The 18,433-nt window shown below is 63.1% G+C and carries 14 protein-coding genes; 8 read left to right on the top strand and 6 right to left on the bottom strand.

All coding sequences use genetic code 11. The features are described from left to right. Positions 1 to 46: 46 nt before the first annotated feature. Entirely contained in the window at positions 47 to 1,180 is a 1,134-nt protein-coding gene (locus VGD10_RS03835; protein ID WP_331039475.1) for a serine hydrolase, read from the bottom strand. Between the two features lie 205 nt (positions 1,181 to 1,385). On the opposite strand from VGD10_RS03835, the gene VGD10_RS03830 reads away from it, so the two are divergent. From VGD10_RS03830 to VGD10_RS03800, 7 genes are all read left to right on the top strand, one after another. Next, complete coding sequence (locus tag VGD10_RS03830; RefSeq protein ID WP_331039474.1) at positions 1,386 to 2,018, top strand: response regulator transcription factor; 633 nt, start codon at positions 1,386 to 1,388, stop codon at positions 2,016 to 2,018. Between the two features lie 145 nt (positions 2,019 to 2,163). After that, entirely contained in the window at positions 2,164 to 3,183 is a 1,020-nt protein-coding gene (locus VGD10_RS03825; RefSeq protein ID WP_331039473.1) for a hypothetical protein, read from the top strand. Positions 3,184 to 3,197: 14 nt separating this feature from the next. Further along, positions 3,198 to 3,653 carry a hypothetical protein gene (locus VGD10_RS03820; protein ID WP_331039472.1) on the top strand — a complete coding sequence of 152 codons (456 nt, stop codon included), beginning with the start codon at positions 3,198 to 3,200 and terminating at the stop codon, positions 3,651 to 3,653. Between the two features lie 74 nt (positions 3,654 to 3,727). Beyond that, positions 3,728 to 4,792 carry a hypothetical protein gene (locus tag VGD10_RS03815; RefSeq protein WP_331039471.1) on the top strand — a complete coding sequence of 355 codons (1,065 nt, stop codon included), beginning with the start codon at positions 3,728 to 3,730 and terminating at the stop codon, positions 4,790 to 4,792. 25 nt (positions 4,793 to 4,817) lie between these two features. Continuing rightward, positions 4,818 to 9,950, top strand: coding sequence for a hypothetical protein (locus tag VGD10_RS03810; RefSeq protein ID WP_331039470.1), 5,133 nt, complete (start codon positions 4,818 to 4,820; stop codon positions 9,948 to 9,950). After that, complete coding sequence (locus tag VGD10_RS03805) at positions 9,947 to 11,674, top strand: hypothetical protein (RefSeq protein WP_331039469.1); 1,728 nt, start codon at positions 9,947 to 9,949, stop codon at positions 11,672 to 11,674. The genes VGD10_RS03810 and VGD10_RS03805 overlap by 4 nt, the downstream gene beginning before the upstream one ends. 7 nt (positions 11,675 to 11,681) lie before the next feature. Continuing rightward, a complete protein-coding gene (locus VGD10_RS03800) occupies positions 11,682 to 11,864 on the top strand; it encodes a hypothetical protein (RefSeq protein WP_331039468.1) in 183 nt (60 codons plus the stop codon). A gap of 208 nt (positions 11,865 to 12,072) precedes the next feature. Here the strand turns inward: VGD10_RS03800 and VGD10_RS03795 are convergent, their stop codons facing one another. The 5 genes from VGD10_RS03795 to VGD10_RS03775 form a co-directional block, all read right to left on the bottom strand. Further along, positions 12,073 to 12,726 (bottom strand): OmpW/AlkL family protein, encoded by a 654-nt coding sequence (locus VGD10_RS03795; protein WP_331039467.1) that lies wholly within the window; start codon positions 12,724 to 12,726, stop codon positions 12,073 to 12,075. A gap of 39 nt (positions 12,727 to 12,765) precedes the next feature. Next, entirely contained in the window at positions 12,766 to 13,416 is a 651-nt protein-coding gene (locus VGD10_RS03790) for an OmpW/AlkL family protein (protein WP_331039466.1), read from the bottom strand. 90 nt (positions 13,417 to 13,506) lie between these two features. After that, positions 13,507 to 14,943 (bottom strand): aminotransferase class I/II-fold pyridoxal phosphate-dependent enzyme, encoded by a 1,437-nt coding sequence (locus VGD10_RS03785; RefSeq protein ID WP_331039465.1) that lies wholly within the window; start codon positions 14,941 to 14,943, stop codon positions 13,507 to 13,509. A 69-nt stretch (positions 14,944 to 15,012) separates the two neighbouring features. Beyond that, positions 15,013 to 15,399 (bottom strand): response regulator, encoded by a 387-nt coding sequence (locus tag VGD10_RS03780; protein ID WP_331039464.1) that lies wholly within the window; start codon positions 15,397 to 15,399, stop codon positions 15,013 to 15,015. A gap of 12 nt (positions 15,400 to 15,411) precedes the next feature. After that, positions 15,412 to 16,839: a HAMP domain-containing sensor histidine kinase gene (locus VGD10_RS03775; RefSeq protein ID WP_331039463.1), complete on the bottom strand. Its 1,428-nt coding sequence runs from the start codon at positions 16,837 to 16,839 to the stop codon at positions 15,412 to 15,414. A 165-nt stretch (positions 16,840 to 17,004) separates the two neighbouring features. On the opposite strand from VGD10_RS03775, the gene VGD10_RS03770 reads away from it, so the two are divergent. Next, positions 17,005 to 18,411: a sensor histidine kinase gene (locus VGD10_RS03770; protein WP_331039462.1), complete on the top strand. Its 1,407-nt coding sequence runs from the start codon at positions 17,005 to 17,007 to the stop codon at positions 18,409 to 18,411. Positions 18,412 to 18,433: the final 22 nt, after the last annotated feature.

Genomic DNA, 18,433 nt, shown 5'->3' with positions numbered 1-18,433 from the left:
GACACCAACTTGAAAGGGGGGGCGCCTGGCGCCCCCCCTTTTTCTGTTAGTCGAGCTTAGCAGCCAGCCATTCCTCCACCGCTCGGTAGGCGGTTCGGCCTCGGGGCGGATCCTTGCCGTTGTTGGCGGAGAGGAAGGCGATCCCGACGCCGCGCCTCTGATCCACCCAAAGTCCCGAACGAACTCTATAGGCGTCCCCGGCATGGCCGACCATGCTCCTGCCATTGAAGAGATCGTCGCGGCAACCGTTCCCTGCGACCGGCAGAAGCTGCACGCCCAGACCATAGGCGCAGTAGAAGCCCTCATCGGTGGCGCCGTTCGTGCCGTCGTATCGCCAGGCCGGTAGGGTCATAGTCTCGATGCTGGCAGGGCTGAGGAACAGCTGGCCGCGATGCCGGCCCTTGTTGAGCAGAAGTTGCCCGACAGTGGCGAGATCTCGCGCCGAAATCCGAAGCCCACCCTGCGGAGAGAACAGGGCGCCGTTCGTACCAAGGACATAGCTGTTCAGGTCACAGCTGCCGTCCGCCGCCGGAAGGACTAAGCATTCCGGGCGCTTACCCTTGAGGTCATCTCTCAGGGCAGAGCCGTCTTCTTCGTAAAGCACCACCGCCCTTGCCAGCGCCGCGTCGCTGCAGGTTGACCAATTAAAGCAGGCGTCGAGCCCGAGCGGATCCAGCACCAGCCGATCGATCAGCCGATCGAATCGTTCACCGCTCGCCCGCTCCATCACTGATGCGATCACCGGAAAATTGAGATTCGAGTAGCGGAAGAAGGTGCCGGGCGCGTGCTCCCCGTCGAACGATGCGGGATCCACCAGCATCGCCTCGACCGTTTGACCGAGCGGAATGACGTAATTGTCGCCCTGGTCGCGGATGCTGGAGCGATGGGACAAGAGCAGCCGCAGCGTAATTCGTCGATCCGGAAAAGCAGGATTGCGGAGACGCCAACCGAGCTTGACGGAGACGTCTTCGTCGAGGTCGAGCCGTCCCTGCTCGGCCAGCCGCATCACTCCGAGTGCCACGACGAGTTTCGAAACGGACGCGATGCGCACGGGATCATCGATCGTCACCCGGCGGCCGGCTGCTCGATCGGCGGCTCCGTCTGCGCCGCTTCCACGAATGCCCTGCCCGTCGAACGTGACCCATGCGTAGCTTACCTCAGGCGGAGGCGCGGGCGCCACGGAGCGCTCCATGGGCATGCATGCGGTCAATCCCGCAGTCGCCAGCAACAGGTATCTGCGCATTACCTCTCCCCCGGTTCCGGTCGCAGCTTATCATCCGCCTTCCCGCTTTGTAGCCTTGGTTCACCATCTTCGCCCAGATTTCAAAGTGGAAGCGGCTTTATAAAGTCGATAGAAGCGCCGGGACAGCAGCAAGGAAGCGCGGTTGACCAGGGTTCTTGTCGCGGAGGACGATCCGCTCACGCTGAGCGGTATTGAGGCGCTTCTTTCCAACAGCAATTACGAGATCGTCGCCTCCGTGGGAGACGGCGCCGCAGTTCTGGAGGAATTGCCGAAGGCGCGACCGGACCTCCTCATTCTGGACGTCGACATGCCGAAAAGAAGCGGGATCGACGTGCTGCGGACGTTGAGGGGGCGCGGCGATCGGCGGCCGGTCGTGCTTCTTACCGGCAGGATTGCGGACGGCGTTGCGTTTGACGCGATGCAGGCGGGCCTTGATGGCCTCGTTATCAAGGCGAGGGCGCCGAGCGTTCTTCTCACCTGCCTGGACGCGGTGTGTCAGGGAAAGCGCTGGATCGACCACGAAATCCTGCAGAAGATGATGGATCTCAGCCTCTCGGGCGGTGCGGCGGATCCGCTCCAAGGACTCAGTACCCGCGAACGCGCCGTAGTCGGCCTGCTGCTCCAAGGTCTCCGCAACCGGGACATCGCTTCGGAGCTGAACGTCACTGAAGGAACGGTCAAGGTTCACCTTCACAACATTTACGAGAAGCTGGGTGTCGGCAGCCGCACGGAACTGGTCATCCTCGCGTCCAAAGCCAATGAGACCGGTGCGTAACGCTTCCTTTACGATCCTGCTCTATACCTTCGGATATAGCGACTTTTCGCCTGCCGTTCAGTTGCTCCTTCATTCCTCCCCAGTAATAGATTTTTAACCGCGGGTACCGTAAAACCCGCAGGTGGGAATTTAAGTGGGGAATTTCATGACCGGTGTAAGCGAAGCCGTGCATCGCGCGGCCAAGTCGCCATATGTGCGGCTTTTACTGGCAGGGACTGCGATCGGCTCTTTCGCTGCCGCCCCTGCTCATGCGGCTGGCACGCAGGCCGGGACCACCATCAGCAACACGGCGACTGCAACCTACGACCTTCCGGGCGGCGGCGGCGAAGCGACCATCAATTCGAACACGGTCAACATGACCGTGGACGAACTGCTGGACGTCAGCGTCGCCTGGGCCGATCCCGGGGACGTTCCGGCGAGCCCGAGCGCGACGGCCCGCGTCCTCACTTTCACCGTCACCAATGCGGGTAACGGCAACGAAGCCTTCACCCTTTCCACCCGCTCGAACGGCGGCGGTGACGATTTCGACCCGACGGTCACCTCGATCGTCCTCGATACCAACGGCAACGGCGCCTATGATGCCGGCGTCGACACCGCCTATGTCGCCGGCAGCAACGACCCGGTGCTGGCCCCCGACGCGTCGACCACCGTTTTCGTTCTTTCCACCATTCCCGGGGGCGCAGCGGACAACGACCGCGGCCGCATCGATCTCGTCGCGGTTTCCAACACCGGCTCCGGCACGGCCGGCACCTCCATCGCGGGTGCGGGCCAAGGCGGCGGCGCGGCTGTCATAGGTGCGACCGGCGGCGATGCCGAGGATGACGGCTATTATGTTGTGTCCAGCACTGCGGTCGCTCTCGTGAAGAGCGCCACGGTCGCCGACCCGTTCGGCGGCACGACGCAGGTTCCGGGCAGCACCATCACCTACACGCTCGCCGCCACAGTGTCCGGCACGGGCAGCATGACGAACCTGCGCATCACCGACCCGATCCCGACCGGCACCACCTACAAGGTGGGATCGATCAAGCTGGACGGCGCTGCGCTTACGGACGCGTCGGACGCCGATGCGGGCCGCTACACCGGCACCGGCATCAATGTCGGGCTGGGCACCGTCGCGGCGGGCACGACCCGCACCGTCACCTTCCAGGTCACCATCGCCAATTAAGCGGAGCCCCACCGATGAAGTACCTCCTTCTTTTCCTGAGCGCGCTCATTCCTTCGCAGGCTTTCGCCGCGAACACGGTGTCGCTCGCCAGCGAAGTCTATGTCGAAAAGATCGTCGAAAAGGACGGCAAGCGCGACACGAAGCTCGAGGCGCCGAAGGTGGTGGTTCCGGGCGATAAGCTCGTCTTCGTGCTGAGCTACAAGAATAATGGCGCTGCTCCTGCGGCGGATTTCGAAGTCACCAATCCGATTCCGGACGCGGTGGCTTACGAAAGCGTCGAAGGCGATGCGCTTGTGTCGGTCGACGGCGGTAAGAATTGGGGCCAGCTCGCAGCGCTCAAGGTGAAGCAGGCTGACGGCACCGAACGTGCTGCCGGCACCTCGGACGTCACGCACGTCCGCTGGAAGTTCGCCAGGGCGATAGCTGCGGGTGAAAGCGGCAAACTGAGTTTTAGAGGCGTCGTAAAATAACGCCTCCTCCGGCCTGCGGCGCTGCCGGTGTGGGGAAAAAGCGCCGCCACAAATTCTAAGTGGGGAACAGTATCGTGACACAGAACATCAAGATGATGGCCGCGGCCAGCGTCATCGCCCTTGCGGCGGCTGGCGCTTCCCCGGCTTTTGCCGCCGGGACGCAAGCCGGCAGCACGATCACCAACAATGTGACCGTTGCCTTCAAGGTCAACAATATCGACCAGACCGCCGCGACAGCGAGCGACAGCTTCACGGTCGACCGCAAGGTCAACCTGACGGTTGCCGAGGTCGGCACGACGACGACCCAAGTGACGCCGGGCCAGCAGAGCGCAGTGACCACCTTTGCGGTCACCAACAGCTCGAACGCTCCGCTCGATCTCGTGCTTGCGGCCACTCAGCTTTCTGGCGGCACTGCGGCGCACGGCGGGACTGACAGCTTCAACGCGACCGACGTCAAAGTCTATCGCGACGTCAACAGCAACGGACAGTTCGATTCCGGCACCGACGTCGAGGTGAGCTATCTCGATCAGGTCGCGGCGGACACGACGGTCCAGATCATTGTCGTCGGCAACATCCCGCTGAGCCTTGCCACGGGATCGGTAGCCGGCGTTCGCCTCACAGCCACCGCGCATGAAGCGACGGCGGCGGGAAGCCAGGGCGCGGCAATCACCCAGACGACCGGCGCCAATACGGCGGGCGTGGACACCGTCTTCGCAGACGACACCACGCCAGTCGGCGGCAACGTGAGCCGCAACGGCGAGACCTTCGGTGAGGACGATTATACGGTGCTCGCGGCCGCGCTTACGGCCGAGAAAACGAGCCTCGTCATCAGCGATCCGTTCAACGGCACCACCAACCCGAAGATGATCCCGGGCGCAGTGGTCGAATATTGCGTCGCCGTGACCAACGCGTCGGGCGGTGCGACGGCAACCAACATCACCATTTCCGATACGCTGCCATCCGAGACCGTCTATCTCGGCAGCTACGGCATCAAGGTGAACGGCACCAAGACCGGCTCCACTTGCAATGAAGACGGCGCGGCCGGCGGAAGCCATGCTGCGGGTGTCGTCACGGCGCCGCTGTCGGATATCGCTGCCGGAACGACCCGAACGGTCAAGTTCCGCGTGACGGTACAGTAAAGTTATCGGGGAGGGGTCTCTGGGCATGTTCCACATGCCGGCCCTCCTCAACATCAAGACCTCTCGAAGCCACGGTTTTCCGGGGCCGATTTCTCGCGCCCTCTTAACGCTGCTCCTGTGCCTGCTCGCCTTCGCTGTTCCCTCGAAGGCGCAGCAGCGCGTCATCCGCACGATCACCAACGTTGCGACTGTCGAATGGGGCACCGGCGCCTTGACCGGGCGGGTGAATTCCAACCGCGTCGATGTCACCGTTGCGGACACGAGGACGGAACTCACCGTCTATCGCCTGACGCACGAGGTGGGGAGCCCGCCCCTTCACTTTGACGGCGCCAGCTGCACTTCTTCCGGGGGCGAGCAGCCTTTCGATCCAAGCAACTTCGGCGGCGGGATCACCGCCAAAGCTGCCGGCGAGGGATCCGCCACACCGCAAAGCAATCATGTGAAGCCCACCGACGAGATCCGCGCCGGCGAGCCGCTCATCGTGGAGGTGGTCCGCGCATCCGCTAACGTGGATCCGGCGGTGATTGACAAGCTCACTATCGACCTCGCCACAACCGACGGCGACCGTGAGCGGATCACGCTCGTCGAAACCGGGCCGAACACAGGTAAGTTCGTGGGCGGCATCGTCACAATCGCGGCGCCGGCCGTGCCGAGCGATTGCCGCCTTTCGGTTCGCCCGGGCGAAAAGCTCGTCTTCGACACGTTCAATCCGAACCAGGACGATCCATTCGGCTATTCCGACATCAACGTCCTGGTGGATCCGTTCGGCATTGCCTTCGACAGCGCGACCGGAGCGCCGATCCCGGGCGTGACGATCTCGGTCGTCGACGCGAATACCGGCCAGCAGGCTGAAGTGTTCGGCGACGATGGTGTGTCCCGCTACCCCTCGACCCTCGTCACCGGCCAGACCGTGATCGACAGCGGCGGCAACCGATACGACTTTCCGCCGGGCGACTATCGATTCCCGCTGATGCGGCCGGGCCGCTACCGCCTCGTCGTACAGCCTCCTGCGCCCTATGTGGCGCCTTCAGCCCTTTCACCGGCCGCGCTCGCTCCCCTTCGCCGCCCCGACGGTCTCGCCTTCACCATCGTCGACGGTTCCTATGGCGGCGTCATCGTGCTCGACAGCCCGGCGCCGGTGCGGGTCGATATCCCGCTCGATCGCCCGGCCGGCTCGCTGCTGCTCGCCAAGGCGGCTTCGCAGTCGATCGCCGAGCCGGGCGATATGGTGCAGTACCGGATCACCGTCTCGAACCCGGACGACCGTGCGTCGGGCACGCTCACCCTCACCGACTTCATTCCGGAGGGCATGCGGCTACGTCCCGACACCGTCCGCCTGAACGGCGCAGAACTTGCCGCATCCGCTTCGCCCGACGGCCGCACGCTCGTCGTCCAGCTTCCAACCCTCGCCGCCGGCGCCGCCTCGTCGCTCACCTATGTCCTTGAGGTCCGCTCCGATGCCCGGACCGGCGACGCGCTCAACCGGGCGCAGCTCAGCGACGCGAACGGCAATCGCAGCAACGTTGCCGAAGCGGCCGTGAAGATCCGCCGCGACGCCATTGCCGATCGCCTCACCATTATCGGCCGCGTCGTCGCCGGCGCCTGCTCCGCCGATCCGGCCAGCCTTCGTGGCGTACCCGGCGTGCGCGTCATGCTGGAAGACGGCAGCTATGCGGTGACGGACGTTGACGGCCGCTATCATTTCGAAGGCGTGAAGCCCGGCCTTCGCGTCGTCCAGATGGACGAAAATACGCTTCCCGGCACCCTCCGCGCCGTCGACTGCGCCGATAACAGCCGGTCCGGCGGCAGCGCCTTCTCCCGCTTCGTCGAAGGCCGTGGCGGCGCTTTGAAGCGCGTCGACTTCCATGCCGTTCCGGATGCCGCCCGCGCTGCGCGCGCTGTGGGCCAGGATGCGCGTCCGAAGGCACAGAGCGACGCTGCCGCGGCGGGCGCGGAGCGCGACTGGCTGGCGGGACAGCAGCCCGGCATCGAATGGCTGTTCCCCGAGACCGATCACAATCCGCGCGCGCCGGTGGTCCGCGTCGCGATCAAGCACCTGCCGGGCCAGAACGTCCGCCTCACGATGGGTGGCAGGCCGGTGGACGGCGTCGCGTTCGACGGAACCCGCAAGAGCGCAGACGGCAAGGTCGCTGCCAGCCTCTGGCGCGGCCTTCCGCTCACCGAGCGCGACACGAAGTTCGTCGCCGAAGTGCGGAATGCCGACGGCAGCGTCGCCGAGACCCTGACCCGCAATGTCCATTTCGCTGCAAGCCCGATGCGGGCTGAGCTCGTCCGCGAAAAGTCGAAGCTGGTTGCGGACGGCATCACCCGCCCCGTGATCGCGCTCCGCATGACCGACCGCGACGGCCGCCCGGTCCATCACGGGCTCGTTGGCGATTTCGAGGTGCCGGCGCCTTATTATCCCGCGGTCGAAGCGGACGCTCAGCAGGCCCGTCAACTCGCCGGCCTCGAGCGCGCCCGCCCCGTCTGGCGCGTCGAGGGCGAGGACGGCATCGCCTATATCGAGCTCGAGCCGACCACCGCGTCCGGCACTGTCAGCCTCCGCTTCAATTTCCGCGACGGCGAAGCAAGGCGCGAGCAGCGCGTCGAAGCCTGGCTCGATCCTGGCGACCGGCCCTGGACGATCGTCGGCCTCGCCGCCGGCACCGTCGGCTACAACAAGCTTGAGGGCCATATGGACGATCTGGCGGACGCCAAGGACGAGACGCTCGTCGACGGCCGCCTCGCGCTTTACGCCAAGGGCCGGATCAGCGGCAAATGGCTGATGACGCTCGCCTACGACAGCGACAAGAAGGAAGACGAGACGCAGTTTGCCGGCGTGATCGACCCGCAGGCTTATTACACCATTTATGCCGACCGTTCGGAGCGCCGCTACGACGCCGCCTCGATCCGCCGTCTCTACCTCCGCCTCGAGCGACCGCAATTCTATGCCTTGTTCGGCGACTATGACACCGGCATCGACGAGCCGGAGCTTGCGCGCTACGTCCGGTCCTTTAACGGCGTGAAGGCCGAATATCGCTCAGAGCGCCTGTCCGCGACCGCCTTCGCCGCCGACACGCCGACCCGCCACCGCCGCGATGAAATTCAGGGCAACGGCCTTTCCGGCCCCTATGCGCTCCGCGCGCGCGATATCCTGCCGAACAGCGAGCGGGTGACGATCGAAATCCGTGATCGGCTCCGCTCGGACCGCATCGTCGAGAGCCGTCTCCTCACCCGTCACATCGATTACGCCATCGATTATCTGGCCGGCACGCTGCGCTTCCGCGAGCCGATCCTCAGCCGCTCGCCCTCACTCGATCCGCAGTTCATCGTCGCCGATTACGAAGTGGACGGCGTTGCCGAGCGCGAGATCAATGCCGGCGGCCGGGTCAGCTGGCGCTCGGCCGATCAGAAGCTCCAGGTGTCGGCGACGGCGATCCACGATGCTGACAACCGCCGCTCCACCACCCTCGGCGGCGCGGACGTTCGCTACCGCCCGTCGGAATCGACCGAAATCCGTGCCGAGGTTGCCGTCAGCGACACCAAGGCGAAGTCCGGCGCGGCCGCCGTTGCCGAAGGCACCGCAACCGCATGGCTCGTGGAGGCCGAGCATCACGGTTCCAAATATGACGTGATTGCCTATGCCCGCGAGCAGGAAGGCGGCTTCGGCGTCGGCCAGGTGAACGCGTCGGAACAGGGCACGCGCAAGTTCGGCATCGACGGCCGCGCCCGCATCACCGACCAGCTCTCCCTCACCGGCAGCGCCTGGCATGAAGATTATCTGGCGAGCGACGCCCGCCGCACCGCGGGCCGCCTCCTTGCCGAATACCGGACGCCGGACATTGCGGGCCGCGCCGGCATCACCATTGCTGACGATCGCCTCGCCGATGGCCGTACCGCCAAGTCGACCCTGCTCCAGCTCGGCGCCACCAAGCGCTTCTTCGGCAACCGGCTGGAACTCGACGCGCAGACCGAAATGCCGATCGGCGGCAAGGATGACAGCATCGACTTCCCGGCCCAGCATCGCTTCAGCGCCCGCTATGCCGTCAATCAGGACGTGCAGCTGATCGGCGCCTATGAAATCGCCGATGGCGAGAAGATCGACGCCCGCACCGCACGCGTCGGTTTCGAGTTGAAGCCCTGGGCGGGCGCCCGGATCGCAGCGACGGCGAACATGCAGAACATCGCTGAGTCCGGCCCGCGGAGCTTTGCGGCTTTCGGCCTGTCGCAGTCGCTGGTTCTGGACGAGCATTGGTCGGTCGACTTCTCGCTCGATTCCAACCAGACGCTTGGCGGCATCGATCCGGCCGACGTTCTGAACCCGCTCCACCCGGTTGCGAGCGGCGGCTTCATCGGCAACGGCAACATCCTGACCGAAGACTTCATCGCCGTGACGGCGGGCGCCACCTATCGCGCCGACCTTTGGAGCATCACCGGCCGTGCCGAATATCGCGCCGGCGATTTTGACAACCGCTACGGCTTCGCCGCCGCCGCGCTTCGCCAGATCGGCGAAGGTAGCGCGCTCGGCGGTGCCTTCAACTGGTTCGTCGCGAAGTCCGAAACGGGCGTCGAGACCAGCACCAAGAATTTGCAACTGAGCTGGGCGCATCGCCCTTCGACCAGCCGCTTCTCCTTCATCGACAAGCTCGAGCTTCGCGACGACAGCGTGAGCGGTGCGGTGGCCGGCCAGCCGGGCCCGATCGGCATTCCGCTCACCGTCAACGGCAATGCCCGTTCGCGCCGGATCGTGAATAGCCTGTCCGCAAACTGGTCGCCGACCAGCGGCGGTTACGACCGGGCCGAGCTCTCGCTTTTCTGGGGCTCGCGCTACGTCGCCGACAAGTTCGGGGAAGACGACATCAAGGGCTGGAGCAACATCGTCGGCGTCGACGCGCGCTTCGACATCAGCGACAAGGTCGACATCGGCGGTGCCTTCGCCGTGCGCCAGGGCACCGGCGGCGACAGCTTCGCTTATTCGGGCGGCCCCAGCATCGGCCTCTCGCCCTTCAAGAACGGCTGGATGTCGGTTGGCTGGAACGTCGTCGGCTTTCACGACCGCGACTTCGAGGACGCCCGCTACACCCGCAGCGGCCCCTATGTGACGATGCGCCTCAAGTTCGACCAGAACAGCCTCAAGGGCCTGGGGCTCGGCCGATGATCGCGCTCCGCTATTTCCTTTACGCTCTGGCAGCGACCTTCGCCGTTCTGTCGGCACAGACCGCGCAGGCGCAGCTCGTCTTCTCGCTGCGCACGGGCAACGACAGCACCAAGACCCAGTCGATGGTCTATGACAGCAATGCATGTGCGACGCCAAAAGGCCCGCGCGCGATGTATCTGGGCGGCCGCATCACCAACAATGGCGCGACCGCTGCGACTAACGTCCAGGCGAACATATCCGGCCTGGGCACGAATTTCTCGCTTGCCGGCGGGCAGGCGGGAACCTTGAATCTTGGTACGATCGCCCCGGGCGGAAGCACCGGCGCCTATTGGTTCATCGGCTACGGCTGCACCAATGCGGCAGCGAACCCGGTTATCACCGTCACCTCAAGCCAAGGGACGGTGAACACCAACCTTACCATCACCGGCACCAGCACGTTGAGCGCCAACGCCACCGGCTTCCTCAACACCGCGACGATCGGCCCTGGCGCCGTCGTCGGTCAGATCATCTCCGTGGATGTCCAATATGCGTTCGGCGGCAGCGACGTCGGCGACGAATTTTACCTTCAGCCGTCCGGTCTCAACACCTTCAACGCCGGCTGTTTCCGCCTCGCGAGCACGCTCATCACAGCCTCCACAATTCCGGGCATTCCGGTGAACACGGCGCACAAGCTGCACTTCCTTCAGACGGCGAAACAGACCGGCAACGGTCACACCGTCACCGTCCGCTATTCGTTCGAATATGCCTGCGAAGGCGCGTCGACGCAGGTCCGCCCGTACGCGATGGGCACATCCGGCACGCAGCTCAAATATACCGGCAATTACGATACCGGCGCGAGCACCTTCACGATTACTTTTCCGGGGGCCACGAATCCCTTCACCATCACCAAGACGGCCGACAAGACGACCGCTTATGCCGGGTTCCAGTCGGAAGTCGTCTATACCGTCACAGTCAGCAATCCTTCCGTCTATGCGAGCCGCATCACCTCGTTTGTCGACGCACTGCCGGCCGGGGCGAGCTTCGTCGGAATAGAAGCTGGAAGCGACGTCACGGCCGCCAATTCGAGCGCGGTCCCGGCGGCGGGAGCCACCGGCACGCTGACCTTCAGCGGGATCCAAGACTCCTCCTATCTCATCCCCGCCGGCGGATCGGTGAAGCTCGTCTACCGCGCTCGTATGTCGCAGGCGGTCGGCACCTATGTGAACAGCGCCACCGGCAGGTTCGGCGGCGCGACCACGCCGACAGGCCAGCACACCTTCACCGTTACCGATCCTCCGCCTCTGACGGTGCTGAAATCGAGCCAGACGACCAGCGATCCAATGAACGGCGCGGTGAACCCTAAGGCGATCCCGGGCGCGCGGATGACTTACACGATCCAGGTCGCGAACCCGTATCTCTATACGGTCACAAGCAATTCAGTGATGGTGGTGGACGCAACCCCTGCGCAGCTGAAGCTTCGCGTGGCCGACCTCACCTCAGGCAGCGGCCCCGTCATTTTTCAAAACGGTTCGCCATCCTCCGGCCTCAGCTACAGCTATACGAGCCTCGCCAGCCAGGCCGACTATGTCGACTTCTCGAACGATGGCGGCGTTACCTGGACCTATGTTCCGCAGCCCGACAGCACCGGCTGCGATGCAAGCGTAACCCACATCCGGATCCGACCCCAGGGAGCCATGAATCCTAACTCGAGCTTCAGCCTGGTGCTGAGCTACGTGATCAAGTGAGACGAAGATGAGCGCTGACGAATTACGCCTGAAGGCCAATCATTTCCGGGAGCTCGCCTGCGGCGAAGCCGATCCTGCAATGCGGGCCGACCTGCGCATGCTGGCCGGGGAATATGAAGCCGCTGCGGCGCATGCCGAACTCAACGGAACGAAAGGCTGGGCAGCGGCGGTTACGCTACCAAATTGCTGATTTTCAAGCAGTTCGTTAGGAAACCGGAAAGTATAGCAAGTTAAAAACCGAGGAATGGGGACGGCATTCCTTATCGTGGCCGCTGTGATGGCCCTGGCTCTGGCAGTCGGCCTCTATCATCTCGGCGGCCGGCGCGGCGGCATAGGCGGAGACCACCACCGCGACGACCGTTAGGCGTGCCGCAGCGAAAACAGCAATCTGGTAGGATTTAGAAGCGGAAGGCGAGGCCCGCATTCACGACCAGAGGGTCGAGCTTCAGGTCGGCGTCGATCGGCACCGTGCCGAGCGAGGCGGTGGCCTCCGTGCGGAGCCAGCCCTTCTTCACATCGACGAAGATTCCGGTCTTCTCGCTGAAGAAATATTGGACGCCGCCCTGAATCAGCGGGCCGATATCGTCGTTCACCTCGATGTCGGACAGGGCCGCGTCCTTCGTGCTGAAGATGTGCATGTAGGTGACGCCCGCGCCGACATAAGGCTGCACGCGTCCGCTCCGCATAGGATGGAACTGGACTGTAAGCGCGCCCGGCCCATAGCGAACGTTTCCGAGGCGACCGAGACCCTCAAGCGTGCCGGTGCCGTCGATCTTGGCGAGCGGCGGCCCGCCGAGCGTCAGCGCAACGGCGACATTCGGAGCGACGAAGCGGCCGATTTCGACCACACCCGTATATTGGGGATCCGTGTCGATACCAGCTCCAGCCAGCGGCGCGCCGCCGGCACGCACGTCGGCGCCGTCGGCAAGCGTCAGCTGCGCCGGTCCGATGTGGACGAACCAGTCGCTGCCATCCTGGGCGACGGCTGGCGAGGCCAGGCCGATCAGGGCCGCAGCCGCGATGGCCGTATTCGAAAGTGCACCGGTCCTCATAAATTCCCCCCGCGGAACCGCTCGGCTCCGCCTATTCGCTTAAAAGCGAAAACCAACACCCGCAGACAGGATCCACGGATCGACCTCCGCGTCGGCAGTAATGGGCGCCCCGCCCAAAAATCCGCTGGCGTTCGTGTCGATGAAAAGCTTCTTCGCGTCTACGAAAAGCGACCAGCGGCCGGACACGCGAATGTCGGCGCCTGCCTGAAGCGCAGTGCCCCAGCTATTGTCGATGTCGAGATCGGTGACAACGCCGTCATCGAGGTCCGCGAAGTAAAGATAGGAAATGCCTGCGCCCACATAAGGCGAGACGGTGCCGTTCCTGTTGAAATGGTATTGTGCGGTGGCGGTGAGGAAGCCAGGCTTTTCGTCCCCGAGATTGCCAAGGCCATCGAGCGAGCCCGAAGCGATGTTCGGCGTTTCGGCCGGAAGCACCGCGCCAACAGCGATCGCCGCGCCTTCATAAACGAAGAAGCCGGCTTCAATCGCGGCAGTCACCTTCTTTTGGGTTTCATAGCCCGCATTAGGCACTGGGTTTCCGCCGGCATAGAGCGTCGCTTCGTCCTTCTGATCCACGCGCGCAAGGCCCACATGGACATAGCCGGTGTCGGCCGCGTCCGTCTGGGCATGCGCGGCTGTAGCCGAAAGCACCGAGCCAAGAGTAGCTGCCAGGATCAAAGGACGAAACATCATACTTCCAATCATCACTTAGTTACCGTTGCGCTTACCACTGCCGCACTAATAATTCGTAAGCACTCCGAAACGACCAATAACAACAGGTTAGGCGGATTTCGCCAAACCCATGGCACCCGGCGTCAAGTCTGCGATTGTTTTCCCCGCAATATTAAGAACCTCGGCCGACGGCTTTTCAGTCCTTATCGCGTAGGTATACGCAGGAAGTTCTTTCCCCGCCAATACTGCTTCATATTCTTTCAAAGCTTCTCGATAGGCGATGCCGAGCCGCCACACAGCATCAACGATATGGTGCTGCGTGTGCTTGGCCATGACCTGCATGCGGAAGCGCGCCTGGCCCTTGGCGACGGCCGGAAATTCGACAAGGTTGGCGATGAGGCCGAGGTCCGGAAGCCGGCGGCTGACAAGCCGCGCAAGCGCTTCCGATCCCACCTTGACCGATACGATCGCCGACGGATCGCCATAAACCTCGAAGCCGCTCTCGACGAGCAGCTGGCGGAGCAGGCGCACATTCGTCATCAGCTCCTTGCGAAGGCCAAAGCCTTCCTCTGAAGAGATGATCTTGAAGGCCTCCAGCACCACTGCCGCCTGGATCGGCGACAGCGCGTTCGAAAAGGTGCAGGGCGAGGCGTAGTAACGGAGATATTCCTTCACGCCGCGGCTGTTCGACGCGACGAAGCCACCATTCGATCCGAAGGTCTTAGAGAAACTCCCCATCACCACATCGACTTTGCCAAGCATATTCTGCATGCCGATATGACCGGTGCCGTCTTCGCCGAGGCAGCCGAGATCATGGGCGACATCGACCATTAAGGTCGCGCCGAATTCGTGCGCAAGCGCCTGCAGCGCGGCGATGTCGGGCGTGTCGGAATCCATCGAAAAGAGGCTTTCCGTGACGACCAGGATGCCGGCGTCGGGCGCCTTTTCACGCGCCGCCGCCAGCTTCTTTCGCGCATCCTCAATGCTGTTGTGGCGGAACAAGCTGATATTCTTGGTGGCCGCCTGAGCGCCCTCCTGAAGGCATGCGTGGGACAAAGCGTCCATAACGATATGGTCGTTCTGCCGAACCAGACCCTTGATAACCCCGAAGCCGGCGGCCCAGCCGGTCGGGAAAAGCGTCACATATTCCGTCTTCAGGAATTCGGCGATCACCCGCTCCAGTTGGAGAGACAGGGTGGTGTTGCCTACGAGTGCAGGCGAGCCGGCACTGTGAACCCCATATTCTTCGACGGTTTGAACCGCCGCCGCAGAAACGGCGGGATGCGAAGCAAGGCTGAGATAATCCTGTGAGGCGAAGTTCACCCCTTCCATCCGATAGCCATCATCGTTGCGCGCGACAGCGAGACGCTTCGGGCCGGCTTCCGTCGAACGTCCGAGTGGCCACAGGCCGTTCTCGCGCCTCGCCTTCTGCCAGTCGTGGAACGCCTCGACGCGCTCCAGCAGGTTCGCGCCCGGCGGGTTCCGGAAATCGCGCATGCTGCCGGTCAGTGCGGCTGCGCGGCTGGAAGAAGCAAACTTGGTCATCGGTTCACTGGCCTTGAGTTAACTGTTGCACCTGATTGCGCTGCCTCTGGCGCGCTTGCTGCGTTGAAATCACGTGTCGGACTGCGGGGGCCTTCGCCCGAGGCAGGCCTCGATCTTGGAGAGGAGCCTTGGGAGGTCGACCGGTTTGGTGTCGAAGTCGGAGCAGCCCGCCTCGATGCTCTTCCGCCGGTCGCTCTCGAGCGCGTGTGCGGTAAGAGCAATGACGGGGATCGATGACGTGAGCGGATTCGCCTTTATAAGGTCGGTCGCTTCCCAACCGTCCATGTCGCCGAGCGCAACGTCCATAAGGATGAGGTCGGGCCGCTCTAGCAGCGCCATGGCGACGCCGCACGGGCCATCCTTGGCCGAAATCACTTCATAGCCGTGCCGTTGCAGGCGCCGGGTGAGCATGTCGAGGTTCATCTCGTTGTCTTCAACGAGGAGTATCTTCGTCATCGTAGCTCCACCCTAGGCGGCAATGGTTTCCGGAACGTCGCGGTCCGCCGCCGCGCCCTCCGGCATATTTGGAAGAATGATCGTGAACCGGCTTCCGACGCCGACCGCGCTGCTGACTTGCAGTTCGCCGCCGAGAAGCGTGCACAATTTGTGGCAGAGCGGAAGGCCGAGGCCCGTTCCTCCATATTTGCTGGAACTTGCATCCTCGGATGCTTCGAACACGTCGAAGAGCGAGGAGAGCTTGGCGGGAGCGATGCCGCGCCCATTGTCCGCGACCTCGATCGCGATCCGCTCCTTCGGCCCTACGCCGGATCGCTGCGCCGACACCTTGATATGTCCGTTATGCGTAAACTTGGCGGCATTTTCGAGCAGATGCCCAACGACGCGTGACGTCAGCCGCCAGTCAGTCACCATCGTTCCCACTTGCTTCGGCAGCTTGAGTTCGATCCGGTTGCCGCTTGCCTCGATACTCGCGCGATGGGCTTCAACCGCCTCCGCAAGACAGGCGCCGAGATCGACGACCTCCGGATAGACCTCCATCTTCCCCGCGTCCGTTTTCGAAAAGTCGAGCACATCGTTGACGAGGCTGAGGAGTTGCTTGCCCGCATTCTGGATCTTTTCCAGATCGCGTAACGAATGATCGTCGCCTTCTTCGCGGGCTTCCTCGAGCAGCATTTGGCTGTAGCCGATCACTGCGTTGAGCGGGGTCCGAAGCTCATGGCTCATCTTGGCGACGAAGTCAGACTTCGCCGCGCCGGCGCGCTCTGCCTCTTCGGCGGTCTGCTGGAGAGCCGCCGCGGTTTCCATATGCTCGCGCACCTCGCGTTCGAGCTGTGCTTGTGACGCGAGAATCTTGGCATAATAGAGCGCCATCATCGCAATGTAGGCGCCGCAGGCGAGCGTCGAGATGAGGCCGATGGTCTGCAGGCTCTCCATCTCCACCGGCGGAAACGGATGGTCGATATAATGGAGGATGTAGAAGCCAACGAGATTAAGCGCAACCAGCCCCAAGAGGAGCACGCGCAGCAGGCCTGACCAGGACATGTAGAAGAAGGCCAGCAGCGGCACCGTCAGCAGCCACGGCAGGAAGGGCGAATTGACGCCCCCGTAGGAATAAGCTGCCCAGAGGATCACGAAGATCAGGTTCTGGACCGACACGAAGGCGATGGTCCGGTAATGGCCAAAGCGGCGAAGGACGAACGGCGCGATCCAGAAGGCGGTAACCGAGGCCGTGAATATTCCGAGTCGGTAGTCGCGCGGAAAGCCGGCGATCAGCAGATAAAGCGGGATAGTGTTACCGAGAAACGGGCCGCAGACGTGGCTCAGCAGGAACATGCGGGCGCGCTGCGTAAGCTCCCGATCCGCATGCATTTCCGGCGGGATGAACCAATCAATGAATCGGTCCAGCCGCTGCATGAACGTCTGCAGTATGTTGGACAACGAGCCTTACCCCCCAAGGCACAACGTCCGCCGTGCCGTACTAATACGAGGCTCTCATTTAACCGTCTCATCCTTAAAATTTCGTTAGTGCCCGAGAGCAGAAGAGTTTTCCGGCAAACGAATTCTTAACAAGTTGCTGCTTATTGGGCGGGAGGGGCAAGCCTGATGAAGCAAGAACAGACAGCGCTAACGAAGATGCTCGACTGGTTCGTACCGGTTGAGGCGCGCCCCATGTCCGAAGTGAAGCTGATCAGGAGCTTCGTCTTCCTGCATCTCGCAGGCCCGCTCATGGCCCAGTCGATCGGCGTTTTCCTCTACATGGCCGACCCCGAACCTGGCGTTACCTTCTGGGTTGTCGAGGCGACGATCTGCGCTTTCTGGCTGCTGCCCTTGCTCCTGCGCTTATCCGGAAACCTCCAGCTTTCGGCTTATACTTCCGTCCAGATGCTGACCTTCGTCACGCTCTACGGTTCGTTCTTCTACGGCGGGATGAGCTCGCCGTTCGTACCTTGGCTCCTTATCGCCTTGCTGCTCGGCTTCTTCTATCTGGCGGGCAATTACCGGCTGCTGCTCGGTAGCTTGCTTGCTCAGTGCCTTTGCTTCCTGGGCGCCTATCTCTGGTACGGCCGCTTCCTGACGCGCGTTCCGATCGATCAGCTTTCCGAGATGAACCTCATCTCCGTCTTCAGCGCGACCGTCTACATGTCGTGGATGGCGATCTATTATGCCGATGTCGTCGCCGACCGCGAGGATATCGAGAAGGAAGCTGAGCTTCACCGGCAGACCACGGAGAAGCTGCGCGAAGCGATGATGCTCGCCGAAAAGGCGAACCGCGCCAAATCCATCTTCCTTGCCAAGATGAGCCATGAGCTCCGCACGCCGCTCAACGCCGTGATCGGTTATAGCGAGCTGCTTCTTGAGGACGCGCAGACGAGCAAGTCGTCCGCGCAGAAGCTTGCGGACCTGAAGCGCATCAACGGCGCCGGCCGCCACCTTCTTTCGCTTGTAACCGACGTTCTCGACCTTTCGAGGATCGAGGCCAATCTCATCGATCTCCGTGTGGAGGCGATCGATATCGACGACCTTCTTGAGGATGTGGTGGCGACGTCGCAGCCGCTCGTTGAGTCCCAGGGCAACCGCCTCATTCTCAATCGAGAGGACAATCTGGGCGTCATGATCAACGACCCGCTGAAGCTCCGCCAGGCGCTTCTCAACCTTCTGAGCAATGCAGCCAAGTTCACCCGGAACGGCACCGTCACCCTGACCGTGAAGCCGGAGCCGGATTCGGAGATGCTCGACTTCGTCCTCAGCGACACTGGTGTAGGTATCGCTCCGGCGGATCTCCCGCTCCTGTTCCAAGACTTCAGTCAGGGCAGCAACGCGACGGCGAAGAATTTCGGCGGCACCGGCCTCGGCTTGGTTCTGACTCGCCGCTTCTGCGAGCTAATGGGCGGGACGGTCAGCGTCCGAAGCCAGCTTGGTCGCGGCTCCACCTTCACAATCCGGGTGCCGCGTACGATTCCGTTCATTCCGCATGATCATCCGACCATGCGCGGAGCGCTGGCAGCCTGATGGTGTCCAAAGCCGAAGAAAG

This window comes from Allosphingosinicella sp. (assembly GCF_036402135.1).
In the GTDB taxonomy this organism is placed as follows: domain Bacteria; phylum Pseudomonadota; class Alphaproteobacteria; order Sphingomonadales; family Sphingomonadaceae; genus Allosphingosinicella.
Note: the sequence above shows the minus strand (reverse complement) of the source record. Positions and strands in the feature narration are given on the sequence as shown.